16 protein-coding genes are annotated in these 16,842 nt (G+C 66.5%); 10 read left to right on the top strand and 6 right to left on the bottom strand.

Annotated elements, in window-relative coordinates; all coding sequences use genetic code 11:
- Positions 1-104 precede the first annotated feature (104 nt).
- The 3 genes from BM150_RS01005 to BM150_RS00995 all read left to right on the top strand — a co-directional run bounded on the left by BM150_RS01005 (position 105) and on the right by BM150_RS00995 (position 5,737).
- Positions 105-1,283: an exonuclease SbcCD subunit D gene (locus tag BM150_RS01005; protein WP_092922360.1), complete on the top strand. Its 1,179-nt coding sequence runs from the start codon at positions 105-107 to the stop codon at positions 1,281-1,283.
- The gene (locus tag BM150_RS01000; protein ID WP_092922357.1) at positions 1,280-4,261 is read left to right on the top strand and encodes an AAA family ATPase; all 2,982 of its coding nucleotides are present in this window, start codon (positions 1,280-1,282) and stop codon (positions 4,259-4,261) included. Before BM150_RS01005 ends, BM150_RS01000 begins: the two co-directional genes overlap by 4 nt.
- A 129-nt stretch (positions 4,262-4,390) precedes the next feature.
- Complete coding sequence (locus BM150_RS00995; protein ID WP_092922354.1) at positions 4,391-5,737, top strand: DUF2252 domain-containing protein; 1,347 nt, start codon at positions 4,391-4,393, stop codon at positions 5,735-5,737.
- Between the two features lie 582 nt (positions 5,738-6,319).
- Here the strand turns inward: BM150_RS00995 and BM150_RS00990 are convergent.
- A complete protein-coding gene (locus BM150_RS00990) occupies positions 6,320-6,823 on the bottom strand; it encodes a methylated-DNA--[protein]-cysteine S-methyltransferase (RefSeq protein WP_092922351.1) in 504 nt (167 codons plus the stop codon).
- Complete coding sequence (locus tag BM150_RS00985) at positions 6,820-8,358, bottom strand: DNA-3-methyladenine glycosylase 2 family protein (protein WP_092922348.1); 1,539 nt, start codon at positions 8,356-8,358, stop codon at positions 6,820-6,822. Before BM150_RS00985 ends, BM150_RS00990 begins: the two co-directional genes overlap by 4 nt.
- Before the next feature lie 166 nt (positions 8,359-8,524).
- Here BM150_RS00985 and BM150_RS00980 point away from each other — a divergent pair, with 166 nt between their 5' ends.
- Complete coding sequence (locus tag BM150_RS00980; protein WP_092922345.1) at positions 8,525-8,704, top strand: hypothetical protein; 180 nt, start codon at positions 8,525-8,527, stop codon at positions 8,702-8,704.
- Between the two features lie 125 nt (positions 8,705-8,829).
- Entirely contained in the window at positions 8,830-9,909 is a 1,080-nt protein-coding gene (gene ychF / locus BM150_RS00975) for a redox-regulated ATPase YchF (RefSeq protein ID WP_092922342.1), read from the top strand.
- A gap of 159 nt (positions 9,910-10,068) precedes the next feature.
- On the opposite strand, the gene BM150_RS00970 is transcribed toward ychF, so the two are convergent.
- On the bottom strand, positions 10,069-11,166 hold the full coding sequence (locus tag BM150_RS00970; protein WP_092922339.1) for a helix-turn-helix domain-containing protein: 1,098 nt from the start codon (positions 11,164-11,166) through the stop codon (positions 10,069-10,071).
- 743 nt (positions 11,167-11,909) lie between these two features.
- Between BM150_RS00970 and BM150_RS00965 the strand changes: the two genes are divergently transcribed.
- Positions 11,910-12,353 (top strand): DUF4304 domain-containing protein, encoded by a 444-nt coding sequence (locus tag BM150_RS00965; protein WP_092922336.1) that lies wholly within the window; start codon positions 11,910-11,912, stop codon positions 12,351-12,353.
- A gap of 49 nt (positions 12,354-12,402) precedes the next feature.
- On the opposite strand, the gene BM150_RS00960 is transcribed toward BM150_RS00965, so the two are convergent.
- Complete coding sequence (locus tag BM150_RS00960; RefSeq protein WP_139219411.1) at positions 12,403-12,738, bottom strand: hypothetical protein; 336 nt, start codon at positions 12,736-12,738, stop codon at positions 12,403-12,405.
- Positions 12,739-13,249: 511 nt separating this feature from the next.
- On the opposite strand from BM150_RS00960, the gene BM150_RS00950 reads away from it, so the two are divergent.
- Together BM150_RS00950 and BM150_RS24370 are read left to right on the top strand one after the other, a co-directional pair.
- On the top strand, positions 13,250-13,702 hold the full coding sequence (locus tag BM150_RS00950; RefSeq protein WP_217641286.1) for a DUF6879 family protein: 453 nt from the start codon (positions 13,250-13,252) through the stop codon (positions 13,700-13,702).
- Positions 13,703-13,818: 116 nt separating this feature from the next.
- On the top strand, positions 13,819-13,959 hold the full coding sequence (locus BM150_RS24370) for a hypothetical protein (RefSeq protein ID WP_217641285.1): 141 nt from the start codon (positions 13,819-13,821) through the stop codon (positions 13,957-13,959).
- Between the two features lie 1,070 nt (positions 13,960-15,029).
- On the opposite strand, the gene BM150_RS00935 is transcribed toward BM150_RS24370, so the two are convergent.
- Together BM150_RS00935 and BM150_RS00930 are read right to left on the bottom strand one after the other, a co-directional pair.
- Complete coding sequence (locus tag BM150_RS00935) at positions 15,030-15,407, bottom strand: VOC family protein (RefSeq protein WP_092923205.1); 378 nt, start codon at positions 15,405-15,407, stop codon at positions 15,030-15,032.
- A 186-nt stretch (positions 15,408-15,593) separates the two neighbouring features.
- Positions 15,594-15,785, bottom strand: a complete 192-nt coding sequence (locus tag BM150_RS00930) for a helix-turn-helix domain-containing protein (protein ID WP_092922320.1) — start codon at positions 15,783-15,785, stop codon at positions 15,594-15,596.
- A 116-nt stretch (positions 15,786-15,901) separates the two neighbouring features.
- On the opposite strand from BM150_RS00930, the gene BM150_RS00925 reads away from it, so the two are divergent.
- Positions 15,902-16,204: a hypothetical protein gene (locus tag BM150_RS00925; protein ID WP_175496616.1), complete on the top strand. Its 303-nt coding sequence runs from the start codon at positions 15,902-15,904 to the stop codon at positions 16,202-16,204.
- Between the two features lie 137 nt (positions 16,205-16,341).
- On the top strand, positions 16,342-16,578 hold the full coding sequence (locus tag BM150_RS00920; RefSeq protein WP_092922318.1) for a hypothetical protein: 237 nt from the start codon (positions 16,342-16,344) through the stop codon (positions 16,576-16,578).
- Positions 16,579-16,842: the final 264 nt, after the last annotated feature.

The raw sequence follows: 16,842 nt of genomic DNA, 5'->3' as shown, positions 1-16,842 counted from the left end.
TCCGCGACACGCCGCCCTCACTCGCGGCACACCGTTGTCTCCCGTGCCACACCAACTGCCGACGGGGTGATCGAACCGCCGCGGTGTGTCGATAGCGTGCGGCCATGCGCCTGCTGCACACCTCGGACTGGCACATCGGTCGTACGTTCCACGGCCACGACCTGCTCGACGACCAGCGGCGGGTACTCTCCGAGCTGGCCGAGATCGTCCGTGCCGAGAACGTGGACGTGGTGGTGATCTCCGGGGACCTCTACGACCGCTCTGTGCCTTCCGGCGAGGCGGTGCAGACCTGCGTCGACGTGCTCGAACAGCTCCGCCGGACCGGCGCGCGGCTGGTCGTCACGTCGGGCAACCACGACTCCCCGCAGCGGGTAGGGGCGTTCGCCGGATTCGCGGCCGCCGGCGGGCTGCACCTGCACACCCGCGTCGCCACCCTGCACGAGCCCACCGTGCTCTCCGACGAGCACGGACCGGTGGCCTTCTACGGCATCCCCTACCTCGAACCCGACCCGGCTCGGCAGGTGCTGCGCACCAGCACGGCACCCGGCGCGGCCGAGGACGTCGAGCGCGGTCACCCCGCTGTGCTGGGTGAGGCGATGAACCGGGTTCGGGGCGAACTGGACAGCCGCGATCCCGGCACCAGGTCCGTGGTGCTGGCACACGCCTTCGTCACCGGTGGCGGCAGCAGCGACTCCGAACGCAACATCGCCGTCGGCGGGGTGGACCAGGTGCCCGCCGACGTGTTCGCCGGGGTCGACTACGTGGCGCTGGGGCATCTGCACGGTTGCCAGCGGATCACCGAGCGGGTGCGGTACTCGGGCAGCCCGATGGCCTACTCGTTCTCCGAGGCGCGGCAGCGCAAATCGGTGTGGCTGGTCGAGCTGGACTCCGAGGGGCTGTCCGAAACACGCCGGATCGAACTGCCCGTGCCCCGCGAACTGGCCACCGTGTCGGGAACCCTCGAACAGCTGCTGCACGACCCCGAGTACGAATCCGCCACGGACTGCTACGTTTCTGCCACGGTCACCGACGAGGCCCGCCCGGTGGACGGGATGCGCAGGCTGCAGCAGCGATTCCCCCACGCCGTGCACATGGAGTGGGAACCCGAGGGCGGCAGGGCCCGCGCCTCGCTGCGTTACTCGGAGGCGGTGCGCGGTCGCGACGAGCCGCGGCTGCTGCGGGACTTCGTCGCCAACTGCCGGGGAGAGGAACCGTCCGATTCGGAGAGCGCGTTGTTGGACCGTGCGCTGTCCGAAGTGAACACCGCGGAGGTGCGGCGGTGAGACTGCATCACCTGGAACTGTCCGCCTTCGGCCCGTTCCGGGACCGGCAGCGGATCGACTTCGACGAGCTCGGTGCCGACGGGCTCTTCCTGCTGCACGGCGACACCGGGGCGGGCAAGACCACCGTGCTCGACGCCGTCACCTTCGCGCTGTACGGCCAGGTTCCGGGAGCCCGTGACCAGGTTCAGGTGAAGGCGCTGCGCTGCGACACGGCACCGCCGGAGACGCCGACCCAGGTTTCGCTGGAACTGAGCGTGCAGGGCTGCCGGATGCGCGTGGAGCGCAACCCCGAGTACCAACGTCCCAAGAAAAGGGGCGAGGGCACCACCAAGGAGAACGCGAAGGCCACGCTGACCTGGCTCGACGAACCTCCCGAAGGCGAAGCACCCGAGGGAATCACCCGCGTCGACGACGTCGGGGCGGCAGTGAACCGACTGCTCGGGATGAACGCGAAGCAGTTCTGCCAGGTTGTGCTGCTGCCGCAGGGCGACTTCGCGCGGTTCCTGCGCGCCGACGCCGAGGAGCGGGCCGATCTGCTGGAGGAACTCTTCGACACCCGGCAGTTCTCCCGCATCGAGGACTGGTTCGCCGAGCGGCGCAGACAGCGCCGGGCCGAGCTGCACACCGCCCGGGAGCGCAGCGAGAGACTGCTGGCCCGGTTCGCCCAGGTCGCGGGTGACGAACCCGGCGAGGACCAGGACCGTGCCGAATGGCTGGACGAGATCGAACGAAGCTTCGCCCGGCAGTACGAGCACGCCCGCGCCGAGGACGAACGGCTCCGGCAACAGCGCAAGCAGGCCGAGGAGAGGTTGGCTCAGCAGCGCGAACTCGCGGAGAAGGTGCGACGCGTCCGCGAAGCCCGCGCGGAACTCAACGAACTCGCCGCCCTGGCGGAGACCTACCGGGCCGCCGGTGTCGAGCTCGACGCGGCCCGCCGCGCCGCTCCCGTGGGCAACGCGGCCCGGGAACTGGACAACAGCACCGCCCGACTGCGCGATGCCGAGCGGGAGCTGCACCGGGCCCTGGCCGATTGCCCCGATCACGAAACCGACGGCGCGGCGCCCGCCGGGAACGGATCCGCCGACACCGACGAGTTGCACGCTCGGTCGCTCCGCTACCACCAGGAAGCGGCCGTGCTGGCCGATCGGGAGCAGGAGGCCGAGCAGCAGCGCCACGACCGAGCGCGGATCACCGAACTCGACGAGAGCATCGCCGCCGACCTCGCCACCGACGAGGAACTCGCGCAACAGCAGCACCAACTGCCGGAGGCACTCGAACAGGCCCGCGCGGCTGCCCACGAAGCCGAACAGGCCCCCGAACGGTTGGAGACGGTCACCGCCAGGTGCGAGGAACTGAACGCGTCGCTGGAGGCCGCCCGGCGACTCCCCGAAACCGAGGCGCGACGCGACACCGCACGCGAACGGGCACAGCACGCCGTCGACGAGCACCAGAAAGCGCGCGATCAGCTGCAGGACATCCGGGAACGCAGACTCGCGGGCATGGCCGCCGAACTGGCCACCCGGCTCGAATCCGAGGCGGCCTGCCCGGTCTGCGGCTCGTTCGAACACCCCCACCCGGCCGAGCCGCGCGAGTCCTCCGTCGGCCCCGACGACGAACGGCTGGCCCGCGAGACCGAGACCGAGTACCAGCAGCGCAGAGACAACGCGAGGGGTGAGCTGGAGGAAGCCGAACGAGAACACGCCCGGCTCCGCGAACAGCTCGGCGAACGCACCGAAGAGCAACTGCGCGAGGAGTTCGAGCGGGCCACCGCCGAACGCGACGACCTGCGCGAACTGGCGGATCAGCGGCAGCGCCGAGCCGAACGGTTGAGCGAGCTCAACAACCGCGCCGAGCGGTTGACAGCCGAGCGCACCGAACTCGACAAACGGATCAGCGCCGCGCGCTCCGGCCGGGAATCACTCGCCGAGACCGTCGACGAGCGGGAGCAACGGCTGCGCGAGGCACGTGGCGAGTTCGACACGGTCACCGCGCGACGGCGACACCTGCTCGAACTCGCCGAACGCCTCGAACGCGCGGTGCGGGCACGCGGCGAACACGACCGCGCGGTGACCCGCGAGACCGAGCAGCGCGAGGCGCTGGCGCGGATCGCCGTCGAGAACGGTTTCGACAGCTCCGAGGCGGCGCTGGAGGCACGGCGGGAGCAGTCACGCATCGACGAACTAGCGGACTGGCTGGCCGACGTCGACCGCCGCGACGCAGCGGCCAGGGCCACCCTGCGCGAGCTGCCGGACGTCTCGACCGACACCGAGGTCGACACCGAAGGCGCCGCGGCCGCGGCCGAACAGGTCGGCAGGTCGGCCGACGAGGCAGCGGGGGTGCTCGGTGACCTCGGGCACCGCAGTGTGCAACTGTCCGAGCTCGGTGGGGACCTGCGGCAGTCCTGGAAGGAACTGGCGCCCCTGGAGGAGGAGTTCGCCGAACTGCACGCCCTGACCGACGTGATCAACGGCCGGGGCCAGAACGCCCGTCTGATGACGCTGCGTTCCTACGTGCTCGCCGCGCGGCTGGAGGAGGTCGCCGAGGCCGCCACCGCCAGGCTGCGGCACATGAGCGACGGGCGTTACGCGTTCGTGCACTCCGACGAGCAGGGCGCGCACGGCAAACGGGGCGGGCTGGACCTGCGCGTGATCGACGACTACTCGGGACGCACCCGCTCCACCAAGACGCTGTCCGGGGGTGAGTCGTTCCTCGCCTCGCTGTCGCTGGCTCTCGGGCTGGCCGACGTGGTCAGCTCCGAATCCGGTGGCGCGATGCTCGACACGTTGTTCATCGACGAGGGCTTCGGCACCCTGGACGGGGATACACTCGACCTCGTGATGGACGCGCTGGACGAGCTGCGCGCCGGGGGCAGGACGGTCGGTCTGGTGTCGCACGTCGACGAACTGCGGCAGCGTATTCCGGTACGCCTGCGGGTGCGCAAGTCGCGCGGCGGTTCGTCACTGGCGATCGAGGCGTAGCCCCACACCGTGTTCATCACCGGCCCGACCACGGCGGGCCGGTGATGCGTTCGGTGTGCCGGTGCGTGAACTCAACCGAGCAGCGTCGATACCGCGGTCCGGCGTGACCGGGCCGGGAAAGGTCGGTTCATGTCCGAGCTGTCCAGCATGCTGGAGACCCACGATCCGGATGCTCGCCGCGAGTACATCGTGAACACCCTGGTGGACACCTTCTCCGAACTGATGGAGAACAAGCCCGCCGCCTTCCGCACCAAGTTCCGCAAGATGGCCGCCTCGCCGTTCGCCTTCTACCGCGGCACGGCCTGCCTGTTCTACTCCGACGTCGCCCGGCTCAAGGACCCGTGGGCCGACGAACGCACCAGCAGGGTCTGGATCCAGGGCGACCTGCACGCCGAGAACTTCGGCACCTACATGGACGGCGAAGGCGTGCTGATCTTCGACGTCAACGACTTCGACGAGGCGTACCTCGGACATTTCACCTGGGACCTGCAGCGATTCGCCGCCAGCCTCGCGCTGCTCGGGTGGAGCAAGGCGCTGCCGGACGAGGACATCGGCGAGTTCATCCGCCGCGCCACCCGCTCCTACATCGACCAGGTGCGGCAGTTCGTGGCCGGTGACGACGACGCCGCCTTCTCGCTGAACCTCGGCACCACCGACGGGCCGATCCGCGAGGTGCTGCAGCAGGCCCGGCTGCGGAGCAGGGGCGGGCTGCTCGACCGCGAGACCGAGACCGAGGGCTACGACCGCAAGTTCCGTAACGGGGTGGGCGTACGCAGGCTCGGCGACGAGGAGTACCAGCGCGTCATCGAGGCGTTCCAGCGCTACCTGAGCACGATTCCGCAGGACAAGAAGATGCGCGACATCGCCTACCAGATCAAGGACGTGGTGGGGCGCAGCGGTTTCGGCATCGGCAGCGCGGGGCTGCCCGCCTACAGCGTGCTCATCGAGGGCGAGAACGAGGCGCTGGAGAACGACCTGATCCTGTCGGTGAAGCAGGGCAACGCGGCCGCGCCCGCGACGGTGGTGCCCGATGAGCGGATCCGGAACTACTTCCTGCACCACGGGCAGCGCACCGCGATGTCGCAGCGGGCGCTGCAGGCGCACGCCGACGCGCTGCTGGGCTACACCGAGATCGACGGCACCGGCTACGTGGTCTCCGAGGTCTCGCCCTACGTGTCCGATCTGGACTGGGGCGAACTCACCGAACCGGATGACATCCGGCCGGTGGTGGACTACCTGGGACGTGCCATCGCCAAGATCCACTGTGTCGCGGACTCGGACTCGGACCAGACGCTGGTTCCGTTCCAGACCGAGGACGCCATCTCGAAGGTGCTCGAAGGCAGGGAGGAGGAGTTCGCGGACTGGCTCTGCGACTTCGCGATGAGCTACGCCGACGTGGTGCGCGACGACTACCGGCTGTTCGTGGAGGCGTTCCGCAACGGTGAGATCGGAGGAGTTACCTCCACCCGCACCTGATCGTGATCGTGCTCCGCTCGGTCTGCACAGCGGTGCGGGTGGCGGAACCCCCGGCGGCGCCTCGCTGCGGGTGCCCCGACATCGGGTAGCGACCTGCACGACGTCGGGGGCGTCCTCGCGAGGCACTCGCCGGAGAACCCGCGGCGGTGCCGATCGCGAAAGTGGTCGCAAGTGGCCGGGGCCGGTCGTGTACGGGGTCGTCCTCGCTGCCGCGCTCATGGTCGTTTCCCCACGATGCTCTCCGGAGCGCCGCGATTTCTCGCGAAATTTACGTACCGACACGGCGGTGTGGCCCCAGCTCCGTCAATTTCTCGAGAAATTGACGCCCCCTACGGCGGTGAGGCTCGGACGCGAAATTTCCCACGAAATCGCCGGGGGGTGGGACGACGCGGTGCCGAACTCCCACCACTTCCGCAGGCCGCACTCCGACCACCCTCGCAGCAGGACCGGCCGCGGGTTCTCTCGTGCGGCTCTCGTGAGGAAGGCCCGACGTGGCTGTAGGTGGCTACTCGATGTCGGGTCTCCCGGAGCGAGAGCCGTGCGAGAGGTTCCGCCACGGGAACCCCCTGGCAGACCAGACGGTTAACGTTGACCACCTTCGTGGTCGAGGAGCTGTCGCTTCAGTTCGAGACCCCAGCGGAATCCGCCGAGCGAGCCGTCGCCGCGCAGCACCCGGTGGCACGGCACGAACAGCGCCGCCGCGTTGTGCGAACAAGCGGCAGCGGCGGCCCGCACCGCTTCGGGGCGCCCGATCAGCGCCGCGTAGTCGCGATAGCTGACGGACTTGCCGCCCGGGATCTCCCGCAGCACCCGCCAGGCCTGTTCCCGGAACGGGCCGGACCGCTGGGAGACCGGGATGTCGGCCGCCGCGTCCAGCTCGCCCTCGTGATACCGGCGCACGGCGCGGCTCACCTCCCCGAGGTCGGTGGCCTTGCGGATCTCGTGCGGCCGCAGTGATTCCGCTATGAGCGGCAGCAGCTCGTCGACGGCGCCGGTCCACCCGGCGGCGAGCACCGTGCCCTCGCCGTCGACCACCGTGGTGAACGGGCCGAAACGGGTGTCCATCATGGACCATTTGGCTGTCATGTCGGCTCCCTCGTCGTGGATTCGGTGTGATGTTCGTGGTTCGTCGCGTGTCGGGCGCTCCGGGCGGCCCGCCACAGGTGCACCGCCGCGTAGGAGCGCCACGGGCTCCACTGCCGCGCGTGGTCGAGCAGCGCGCCGCCGTCGGGCAGGCCCAGCAGTCCGGCGCCGCGACGTAACGCGCGGTCGGGGAGCGGGAAGCTGTCCGGCTCGCCCAGCACGCGCGTGCTCACGTGGTCGGCGGCGCGCTCCCCGAGACCCGCCCCGCGCAGCTCCTCGCGCAGTTCCGCCCCGTCGCGCCCCTCGTCGACCCGCAGCGCACCGCTGGTAAGTGCGGTGGCGAGCCCGCGAATCGCCGACGCGCCGCCGCCGGATCCGGGCAGCACGCGCTCCGCTCCCTCGGCGAGCGCCTCGGCGGTCGGGAACAGCACGACCTCGCTCGTCCCGTCGAGGGCGGGGACTCGTTCGCCGAGCTCGGTGACCAGCCGGGAGAGCCCGGTGTGGCCGTCGCCGGTCGGTCCGGCTCCGTCGAACCCCGATTCGTCGGGCCCCGCTTCGTCGAGCAGAGCCCGCACCGCGGTTTCCGTGCCGTCCGCGCTGCCGGGCAGCCGTACTCCCGGTGTCCTCGCCACCGTTCCGGCCAGCGCGGGATCCGAGCCGAGCACCTCGTCGACGGCCACCGGATCGCAGTCCAGGTCGAACAGCCTGCGCAGTCGTGCCACCGCGCTGCCGAGGTCGCGGAGTTCGGTCAACCGCAGGGTGACCGCCAGGTGGTCCGTTCGAGAGGTGAGTTCCGCGACCCCGTGACCGTGCGGCAGTCGCAGGGTCCGGCCGTAACCGTTTCCGGTCGTCCACTCCATCCCCTCCACGGCGGGACCGAGCCGGAATCCCAGCGTGCCCGGGGCGTCGAACGGCAACCGCATCGGCAAGCGCAGCCGCAACGTGCCAGCGGGGAGCCCCTCGGGGGAGCGGCGCCGGGTCGTCCGCGCCCGCAGTTCCGTCGGGTTGGTGGCGAACACCTCCCGAACGGTCTCGTTGAACTGGCGCAGGCTCGTGAACCCGGCGGCGTAGGCGATGTCGGTGAAGTTCAGCTCGGTGGTCGCGATCAGCAGCCGCGCGGTGTGCGCCCGGTGGGCGCGTGCCAGCGCGAGCGGCCCCGCCCCCAGTTCCTCGGTGAGTACGCGGGTCAGCTGTCGAGTGGAGTAGCCGAGCCGCGCGGCCAGCCCCGGCACGCCCTCCCGCTCGACGAGCCCGTCGGTGACCAGCCGCATCGCGCGCCCCGCGAGATCCGCCCGCAGGTTCCACTCCGGCGAGCCCGGCACGGCGTCCGGCAGGCAGCGGCGGCACGCGCGGTAACCGGCCTGCTGCGCGGCCGCCGCCGTGGCGAAGAACTCGACGTTGCCGGACTTCGGGGTGCGCGCGGGGCAGGAGGGCCTGCAGTAGATACCGGTGCTGCGCACGCCGGTCACGAAGCATCCGTCGAACCGGATGTCCCGGGACGCCACGGCGCGGTAGGCCTGTTGCGATGTGACCAGCATGAGTCGAGACTGCCACTGCTCGGCGTGCCCCACTAGCGGAAATCGGACACGATGGTTCGGGTGTCCCGGGCTTCCCGAGAGGTGCGGGCGTGGGATTCGGCCCTGGCGAGCGCCGGAAGTGAGGCGGTCTGCTGCGCGATCGGAGTCCGGCACCTATCTTCGGGACATGACTCGGGGACGTGACATCGCTCGCTGGTTCGCCGCCGCACTGGCGGCGCTGGCGCTACTGACGGCGGGTTCCTGCGAGGAGGGCGAGCAGGGCCCCGGTGGCGGGGACCAACAGGAGCAGCAGGACCAGGAGGACGGCGAGCAGCAGGAGCAGGAGGAGGACGGCGGCGGTTACTGAGGCTCCCCCTGGTGATCGCCGACGGTCTCGATGTGCCGAGGGGCTGCCCCGCACATCCGGCACGGCGGGCGGTCGGCTCGCCCGCCTGACCGTGATCCGAATCGGGCTCCTAGACTTGGACAGCTGTGACCCTCACTCTCGGAATCGTCGGCCTGCCCAACGTGGGCAAGTCCACGCTGTTCAACGCGCTGACCCGCAACGAAGCGGTCGCGGCCAACTACCCGTTCGCGACCATCGAACCCAACGTCGGTGTGGTTCCGCTGCCGGACCAGCGGCTGGACAGGCTCGCCGAGATGTTCGACTCGGCGCGCACCGTGCCCGCGACCGTCTCGTTCGTCGACATCGCCGGGATCGTGCAGGGTGCCTCCGAAGGTCAGGGGCTGGGCAACCAGTTCCTCGCCAACATCCGTGAGGCGGACGCGATCTGCCAGGTGATCCGCGTGTTCGACGACTCGAACGTGGTTCACGTCGATGGTCAGGTGAACCCGTCCAGCGACATCGAGACCATCAACACCGAGCTCATCCTCGCGGACCTGCAGACCATCGAGAAGGCGCTGCCCCGCCTGGAGAAGGAAGCGCGCACCAAGAAGGAGCGCAGGCCCGCCGTGGAGGCCGTGCAGGCCGCCAAGGAGGTGCTGGAGGAGGGCAAGACCCTGTTCTCGGCGGGGCGCGGCACCGAGGTTCCCGAGCTCGCCGAGCTGAACCTGCTGACCACCAAGCCGTTCCTCTACGTCTTCAACTGCGACGAGGGCGTGCTCTCCGACGAGGCCAAGCTCAAGGAGCTGCGCGAGCTCGTGGCGCCCGGTGACGCGGTCTTCCTGGACGCCAAGGTCGAGTCGGAGCTGCTGGAGCTGGACGAGGAGTCCGCTCGCGAGCTGCTCTTCTCGGTGGGGCAGGAGGAGCCGGGGCTGAACGCGCTGGCCAGGGCCGGGTTCCACACGCTGGGGCTGCAGACCTACCTCACGGCCGGGCCCAAGGAGGCCCGCGCCTGGACGATCCGCAAGGGCGCCACCGCGCCGGAGGCCGCCGGTGCCATCCACACCGACTTCCAGCGCGGCTTCATCAAGGCCGAGATCATCTCCTACGAGGACCTGGTCGAAGCCGGTTCGATGAACGCCGCCCGCTCCGCCGGCAACGTCCGGCTGGAGGGCAAGGAGTACGTGATGCAGGACGGCGACGTGGTCGAGTTCAGGTTCAACGTGTAGCGGAAAGCTCGGGGTCTCACACACTTCTCGGTCGATAAAGTCAAACTTTCAGCTCAGCGGTAGGAAACCCGTACTGACATGCCCGATGTGTGAGTGCGGGTTCCTGTTGTTTCTCGGCACCGTGCTGATTTGGGCTAACTCCCGAAGTTCAACCGAGTCTTAAGTGGACAGCAACTGTTCGACCGTCTCGAAGCGGGTATCGCTGCGGACGGAGGGCATCTCGGAGCCGTACCGCTTGGCGCTGTCGAGCGCTTCGCGGGCTGCGTCGAGATCCCCTGCCCGTGCGTAGGACTCGGCGAGCCAGGAGCGGTACAGGGCCACCTCTCGCGCGTGCTCGGGTGGGTAGCTGGCGATGGCTGCCGAGAGCAGGGGTTCGGCCTCGCGAGGCCGACCCAGTTCGATCATGCAGCGTCCGGCCATGACGTCGATTTCGGTTCGGTTGAGCCAGTACACCCACTCCGGCTCACCGGCTCCACGTCGCTCGTAGGAGTCGTCAACCTGGTCCAGCGCTCTCCAGGTCGCCTCTGATTTTCCTGCCTTCGCCGCGGCCCAAGCGGCGCGTTCCAGAAACAGGGCACGCACGACCGGAGTGGCTTCCTGCGCTCCTTGGACGGCGGTGCGAGCCAACAGGGCAGCGTCAGCGGGCTTGCCGACATTGGCGATCTGGTAGCTCAGGCTCGACAGGAGCTGTGCTCCGAGCACCCTGTCGTGCGCTTCGTTCGCGGCTGCTACTCCGGACAGGTAGAGCCGCTGAGCTTGCCTGTACCGACCGGCATCACTGGCCACCCATCCGGCGAGCTGGGACAGCTCTCCGACAGCGGTGAACAATCGCTTGCCGACAGGCTCTGTGAAGTTGGCACAGCGAACCAAGTTCTCAGCCTCACTCAGCTCCTTGGCAATGACCGGCCCCAGTTGTTCACTGCTCACCGTGTCGTCAAGGTGCCTCAGCTCCACCACACGAGCCTCCAGCTCGCTGGCAAGGGAAGCACCGACCGTCCGTCCCGAGCGGGTCTGCACGGCCATCGGAGAGGTCGAGACCAGCCACTCGTGCGCGAGGCGCACCGGGTCGTCCTGCGGGGGAGTCAGCGGCTTACCGAGGGCCTGTTCATAGGCACTGATGACCTCAGCGGCGATCGAGCGCTTACCTGTCTCGATCATGGACAGGTGGGACTTCGTGAAGTGGGTCCGGCCGGCCATCCGAGCAAGGCTGATCCCCGCCTCTTCCCGGAGCGCTCTGAGGTCTGCTCCCGTCGCCATCACTGCCTCACTTGTGAACCCTTGTGAACGGCTCGACTCTACCGTGCACCGAAAGTAGCGCCGAGACTACTCACAGGACGGTCCTCGTCGTTGCGGAGATTCCCCGACACGCTCCTTCCCCGTCTTCGGCGGGGACTGTCCACCCACACATGAATGACTCGGAAAGGTGGGAAATGAAACGGGCTCGCTATCGCGAGGGAGAGGCACCCGAATATCAGCGAGTGGTGCGCGGAACCGATGAGCGGTTACCGGAATGTCTGTTGCGCACCCGATGCGGTGTCCGGTTCGAAGCCGGTCGGATCGAACGTATCGACATCGACGGTCCCTGCCGCGAGAAGTGCCAAAACGCGGCTGTATGGCGCTACCACGGCAGAAACAACGAGGTAACCAGTGGCCGAGGGAGTCCCCTCCAAGTCTGATAGTCGACCAAGCGGGTATCGAATCCTGTTTCACGGAGACCTCGCAGACGATATTCCCACGCGCCGACACATCCCCATTCCCGCGAGTGCGGGCAGTTGCACACCGCTTGGTGAAGAAATGCTGTCGGCCGTACTGCGGGGCTTGAACAATCTCTAACCGCGAAGGAGAATTGGCTGTCCGTGCCAGCCCGGACCGGGTTCACATGGCACCGGCACTCCTTGAGCTTTCCACCAGCGGGAAACGTTCCGAGTGCGTGAGCCGGCAACGGTTCGACGGGTTGTGAGCCGACCGTGCTTGTCGGTCCCGATCGATACCTTGCGCCCATGGGTCAAGCACAGGACGTTCTGGCCGAGATGCTCCGCGACGACGTCGCCCCGGCGCTTCGCGAGCTCGGCCTCAAGGGATCGGGCAAGCGGTACAGGTTGCCCTCGCGCGAGTACCTCGCCGAGATCGGCATCCAGTCCTCGCTCTCCAGCTCCAGCGAGTGGCTCAAGTTCACGGTCAACGTGAGCGTCATCCACCGAGCCGGGTACAAGGAATTACGCGAATCGAGGACTCACCTGCCCGAGAGACCGAGTCCCAACACGATGTACAGCACCAGCTGTCAGTGGCAGCAGCGCCTCGGAAAACTGGTCGACGGGCAGGATCGATGGTGGGTACTCGATGCGGAGGGGGAAAGCAGGCAGGAGGTTGCCGCGGATCTCGTGGCGGCCGTGCGTGACGCCGGTCTTCCCGCGCTACGTGCGCGCATCGAGGGGGCGGCTTAGCTCCACATCCGGTCGGTTCTGCTGCCTCACGGACAATCCCTCGACGTGGTCACCTCGGATGATCGATTATCCGGGAAGTACTGGTTGGGGGATAGGCGTCGGTGTTGATCGGTCCGAGTACCGGGTCGAACACCGTGATCCGCTCGGCACGTTTCCCGGAATCGGCTTTCTGCCGACGGCTTTGCCACAGGTCGAGCTGTGAGTTCTTCGAGCGCGTCTTTCCGTGATGTTCGCACCGTCCGCCGCCGGTGGCGACCGTGCAGCGGGTTCCCCTTTTGGTGGTCCCGCCGCACTGCACCGCCGGGTCGTGGATGTGGCAAAGCCCGGAGGGACGCGCCCCGTTGGGGCAGGGCTTACCGGCCTTCGTGGTCGTTCGACAGCGCATGATCGGATCATGCCACTTTCCAGGATCAATCGGACGCACAAGGTAGCTGTTCGCGGTGTCACCGAGGCCTCAGACGCGGATGTTCCAGGAGAGCACACCGTCCGCTGCGTCCACTCGAACCGTGTGTGTGCCGTCCTGAGTCACGGTGAGTTCGTACTGACCCGGCCCTGGCCTCCCGGTATCTGACCACCACGTGTAGGCCGCCTCCACCTCGTCCCACAGTCGGAGCGGACCGAGTTGATCGACGATCCATGGATGCTCATCACGTACGAGGGTCACCCGTGCCCATGACTTCGAACGGATATCGTGTAGTTCGACGTGGCGGTGCTTCTCGTCGATGTCCACCACTGTCGAGCTACCGGTCGAAACCGTTCTGCACGTTGTGGCGGCGTTGTCCGGATCGGCGGCGCTGAGACCGGTCGAGGACTCGGGGAGGTACTGAAGTGCTCCTGGACGCCGAGGAGTTCGGCAGGAGGTTCGCCGAGTGTGAGCGTTCCGCCTGGCGCTTCGAATGCCAGTCCACCTACAACATGAGCAGGGACAGGAGAACTTACGGCTGTTCCGGGCCGGGGAACCGAAACCGGAGGGGCACAATTCGAGGTGGCACGAGCGGGTTCGTGCGTTCTTGGCGGCCGGTAAGAACGTCGGGCGTGTCCGGACTGTCCGTCGGCCGCTCAACGAGTATCAGCGCTACCAGCTTGCCTGGGGGATTCCCGGTAATCTCGATGCAGGAGAAGACATCCGGATTCTGGACCTGACCGACCTGGACTTCGATCTTCCCCAGCGCGACTTCTGGTTGTTCGACGAGTCGCTGGTGGTGGAGTTGTGTTTCGATTCCGACGGCACTCTGGTCACCAGACGACAGCTGGAGAATCCCGATTTGACGCGGTATCTGGCGTGGCGGGACGTAGCCTTGTCACATGCCGAGACGTTGAGCGACTGGAATGCTCGAACCCGACACTGAGCAGCTGAATCGCAGGAGCCTGGCTGAGACGCTCAGGCAACTGCGTGACGCGGCCGGGCTCTCCGGCGAGAGGTTGGCTGTCAGGATCGCGATGTCCCAGTTACGACGATCGGCTTGTGACCGCTGAGCTGTTCTCCGGCTCGGTCGCGTTGCGCGACCACCGAGACATTTCCTGTCACCTGAACCTGTTCGCCCACTCCCGGGAACGATCCCCGGTCGGTAAGGAAGTGCGGCAACCGCTGCTCTCTATCATCTAGGAATATCGTGGTACGTGAGTGGAGGCGTGCCCTGCGTGTATCGTTCACAATGCTCTTTTTGGAAGTGGATGATGGGCAGGGTTCACTGTTTCTTCGTCAGATTTTCCGTTCCCGACGCGTTGTTCGCAGGGCCCATTCGGGTTGTAAGTACTACTTCGCTCTCGTAATCATGTGCTGGGCAGGTGATTTGTTGATAACTTGACATGGACAATGTTGTTGCGGATTCGATATCTTGAGCGCTTTGATATTTCGTGTGCTTTCTGGCATGGTCAAAGCGTAGTCAACTCGCTTCAGGGGGTTTTGATGACAGAGTACGGGCGAAGCTCGTATCCTTACAGTACTTACACTGACGTGGTTCAGCTGAAACAGCAGCACTCGCAACAACAGTCGGTCGGGACTACTAGAGGGCCCGTTTGGCGCAGAAGCTGGCTTGTGTTTGTGGCTGGTTTCCTCTCTGCTGTGTTGGTAGGTGGTTTGGTTTGGTTGAGCGCATGGTTGTTTTCTCCGGGAGATTTCGAAGCGAAGGGGGTATTCACGCTTCGCGATGGGGTGACCCAGTATGCGTCGGTTGGTGATTGTCGGGGATCGGATGGCTATGATGATATTAGGGAGGGAGTTCAGGTTCGAGTGTTGTCCTCAACCGGGGAGGTATTGGCTGTAGGTGAACTAAATAAATCCAAGTACTCTTTTTCCTCTAATTCATGTACATTCGGTATAGCGGTCCCGGGGGTTCCGGGTGGGCACGATATTTATCAGATTGAGGTTTCGCATCGTGGAAAGATGACAGTGTCTGCCGAAGAGGCGCGTTCTGGTAGTATCGCCCTCTCTTTGGGGTGAATCATTACTGGGGAGAGAGGAATCGTGTCCCGTGAATATCGGGAACTGTTTTGAGTGAAGAATCGCACTGTCCTGTGTGGCGGCCGAGCCGTCTTCCGGTGTGCTCATCGCCAGTTCTCCTGGGAACGTGGTCGCTGTTTCGGAAGCGACCACGTCCACCCCTCACCTCACCGACTACCTGATCCCCGTGGCGCGAACCGGAGAATCGGATCACGCGGTACGGTGCGGGTTCTTCAGGAGCTGTACGGCTGGGTTATGGCCTCCAGAAAGTGCTCGGACGGGTCGGTGAAGTACACACCCCGTCCGCCGTGGTTGTTGTTGTGCTGCTCGGGCAGCTTTCCTCGTGGATCGGCCCAGTGCGGCACTCCCTCGTGCCGCAGGCGGCCGTACAACCCGTCGAAATCCGCCTCGGTGATAAGAAAGGCGTAGTGCTGCGGCGGGAACTCGACGCCGGGTTCGGCGAACTGCAGCATAGTGCCGCCGTCCAGTCGTACTACGAGGAAGTGACCACCCGGTTCGGCCGGAGGCAGGTCGAAGATGCGGGTGAAAAACGACGCCGAATCGTGCTTGTCGTGCGCGGCGATGATCGTGTGGTTGAACAGAACGGTCAACGGGTGCTCCCGTGAACTGGACGCCTCCATGCCTGACGCTGTCCGCCACCGGCACGCGACGCGAGTTCGGATTCTGGCGTGTGGCCGGAGAATCCGCAAGCCCCGCGACCGAAACCGCGAAGTATCCTGCCGTACTCTCCCGAGCTCGCCGGGCCGAGACGCGGCTACGGCCGAGCTCGTGGGGAATCAGCCCTTGCGGCGCCGCTCGTTGAGTTCGCGGAGCTGGCGCTTCACGTCGTCGAGCTCCCAGCGGTAGTGACCACCCGGGGTGGTCAGGGTGGGTTCCAGCTGGCCCGTCCGCGCGTAGTTGGTGATCGACTGGTGTGAGATCCCGAGAGCTCGCGCCAGCTCCCCGCTCGTCAGCAGTCGATCGGACATGGTCCGAAGATAGTTCGCTCGATCGGTTGACCGCTTGTCGCTTTAGCAGATTTAGCGGTTCTGTTAGTTTTCACGAGTTAGCAGATTTAGCAGTTTAAGCGCCTTGAGGAGTCACGATGACGAGTGAACGTCAGCACTTCTGGATGCCGATCCCGGCCCCCGAATCGAAGCGGCACGCCTTCCGGGGCAGGCAGTGGGACGGGACTCCAGTGGCCGAGAGCCTGTGTGGTTCGGCGCTGCCGATGGCGCGCCCCAGCGAGATGGACTGGATCCAGTGCCCCACCTGTTGGGACTGCTGGCAGGAGTTGCTGGAACGGGCTCCCGAACCGGAGCCAACCTGCCAGGGCTGTCCCTACCGCTCCGGAAGGCGCGATCCGGAGACCATCCGCGCCGAACTAGAGCGAACCGAATCCCCTTGATTCCGCCGAAGCCGTGGAAAATCCGACCGGTCGGAACGAGCACGTCGGTATCGGGTAGGAGACATGTACTCGGAAATTCGTCTCATGTGGCGACTGGACCGCCGAAAACCCGTTGACGGCAGTGGTTCGATGACTCCATGGGTAGGGCTCAGTACAGCAAAACCATCCAACAAGAGATCTCCGGTTCACGACGCAACGCCTACAAGTGCGAGAAGGCGAGGAAAACCGGGAAGGGCCAGGACATCCAGGGTCCGGTCAAGGGGAGATTGAAGCGTCCGCTGGAGCAGGACGCTGCCGATCGAGCCGCCGAGAAGTACGGTAACTCGGTACGAACCCGCTCCGCGGGACTACCGACCAATGGTAAACGTCGCTGAATCCTCCTGCGTCGGGGTGTTCGAACTGCCGAAGGCTTTCTGGCGTCGAACGACTGATCCCGCTACTGCATTCGGATGAATTTTCAGGCGGAGCTCGAATTCGATAATTCCAGCAGCCGCACCGCACCGCTCGTGGCTTCCGGTGTAGCCGCTGTTGGGCTCCGCCAATCCGTTTTGACCCCACGTGAAACATCCCGCCTCGCGCCGAAACCGGATCATACGTGCGGTTCCAAGCGCATCCCTCGGGCTCGCCCGACGTCCGTC

Source organism: Actinopolyspora alba (genome assembly GCF_900112765.1).
Lineage (GTDB): Bacteria > Actinomycetota > Actinomycetes > Mycobacteriales > Pseudonocardiaceae > Actinopolyspora > Actinopolyspora alba.
Note: the sequence above shows the minus strand (reverse complement) of the source record. Positions and strands in the feature narration are given on the sequence as shown.

Coding starts and splice junctions, on each gene's coding strand:
- BM150_RS00970 (WP_092922339.1), bottom strand. CDS start 11,166: ATGGCGACGGGAGCAGACCTCAGAGCGCTCCGGGAAGAGGCGGGGATC.
- BM150_RS00930 (WP_092922320.1), bottom strand. CDS start 15,785: ATGTCCGATCGACTGCTGACGAGCGGGGAGCTGGCGCGAGCTCTCGGG.
- BM150_RS00950 (WP_217641286.1), top strand. CDS start 13,250: ATGCCAGTCCACCTACAACATGAGCAGGGACAGGAGAACTTACGGCTG.
- BM150_RS00980 (WP_092922345.1), top strand. CDS start 8,525: ATGACTCGGGGACGTGACATCGCTCGCTGGTTCGCCGCCGCACTGGCG.
- BM150_RS00990 (WP_092922351.1), bottom strand. CDS start 6,823: ATGACAGCCAAATGGTCCATGATGGACACCCGTTTCGGCCCGTTCACC.
- BM150_RS00960 (WP_139219411.1), bottom strand. CDS start 12,738: ATGCGCTGTCGAACGACCACGAAGGCCGGTAAGCCCTGCCCCAACGGG.
- BM150_RS00985 (WP_092922348.1), bottom strand. CDS start 8,358: ATGCTGGTCACATCGCAACAGGCCTACCGCGCCGTGGCGTCCCGGGAC.
- BM150_RS01005 (WP_092922360.1), top strand. CDS start 105: ATGCGCCTGCTGCACACCTCGGACTGGCACATCGGTCGTACGTTCCAC.
- BM150_RS00965 (WP_092922336.1), top strand. CDS start 11,910: ATGGGTCAAGCACAGGACGTTCTGGCCGAGATGCTCCGCGACGACGTC.
- BM150_RS00995 (WP_092922354.1), top strand. CDS start 4,391: ATGTCCGAGCTGTCCAGCATGCTGGAGACCCACGATCCGGATGCTCGC.
- BM150_RS00925 (WP_175496616.1), top strand. CDS start 15,902: ATGACGAGTGAACGTCAGCACTTCTGGATGCCGATCCCGGCCCCCGAA.
- BM150_RS00920 (WP_092922318.1), top strand. CDS start 16,342: ATGGGTAGGGCTCAGTACAGCAAAACCATCCAACAAGAGATCTCCGGT.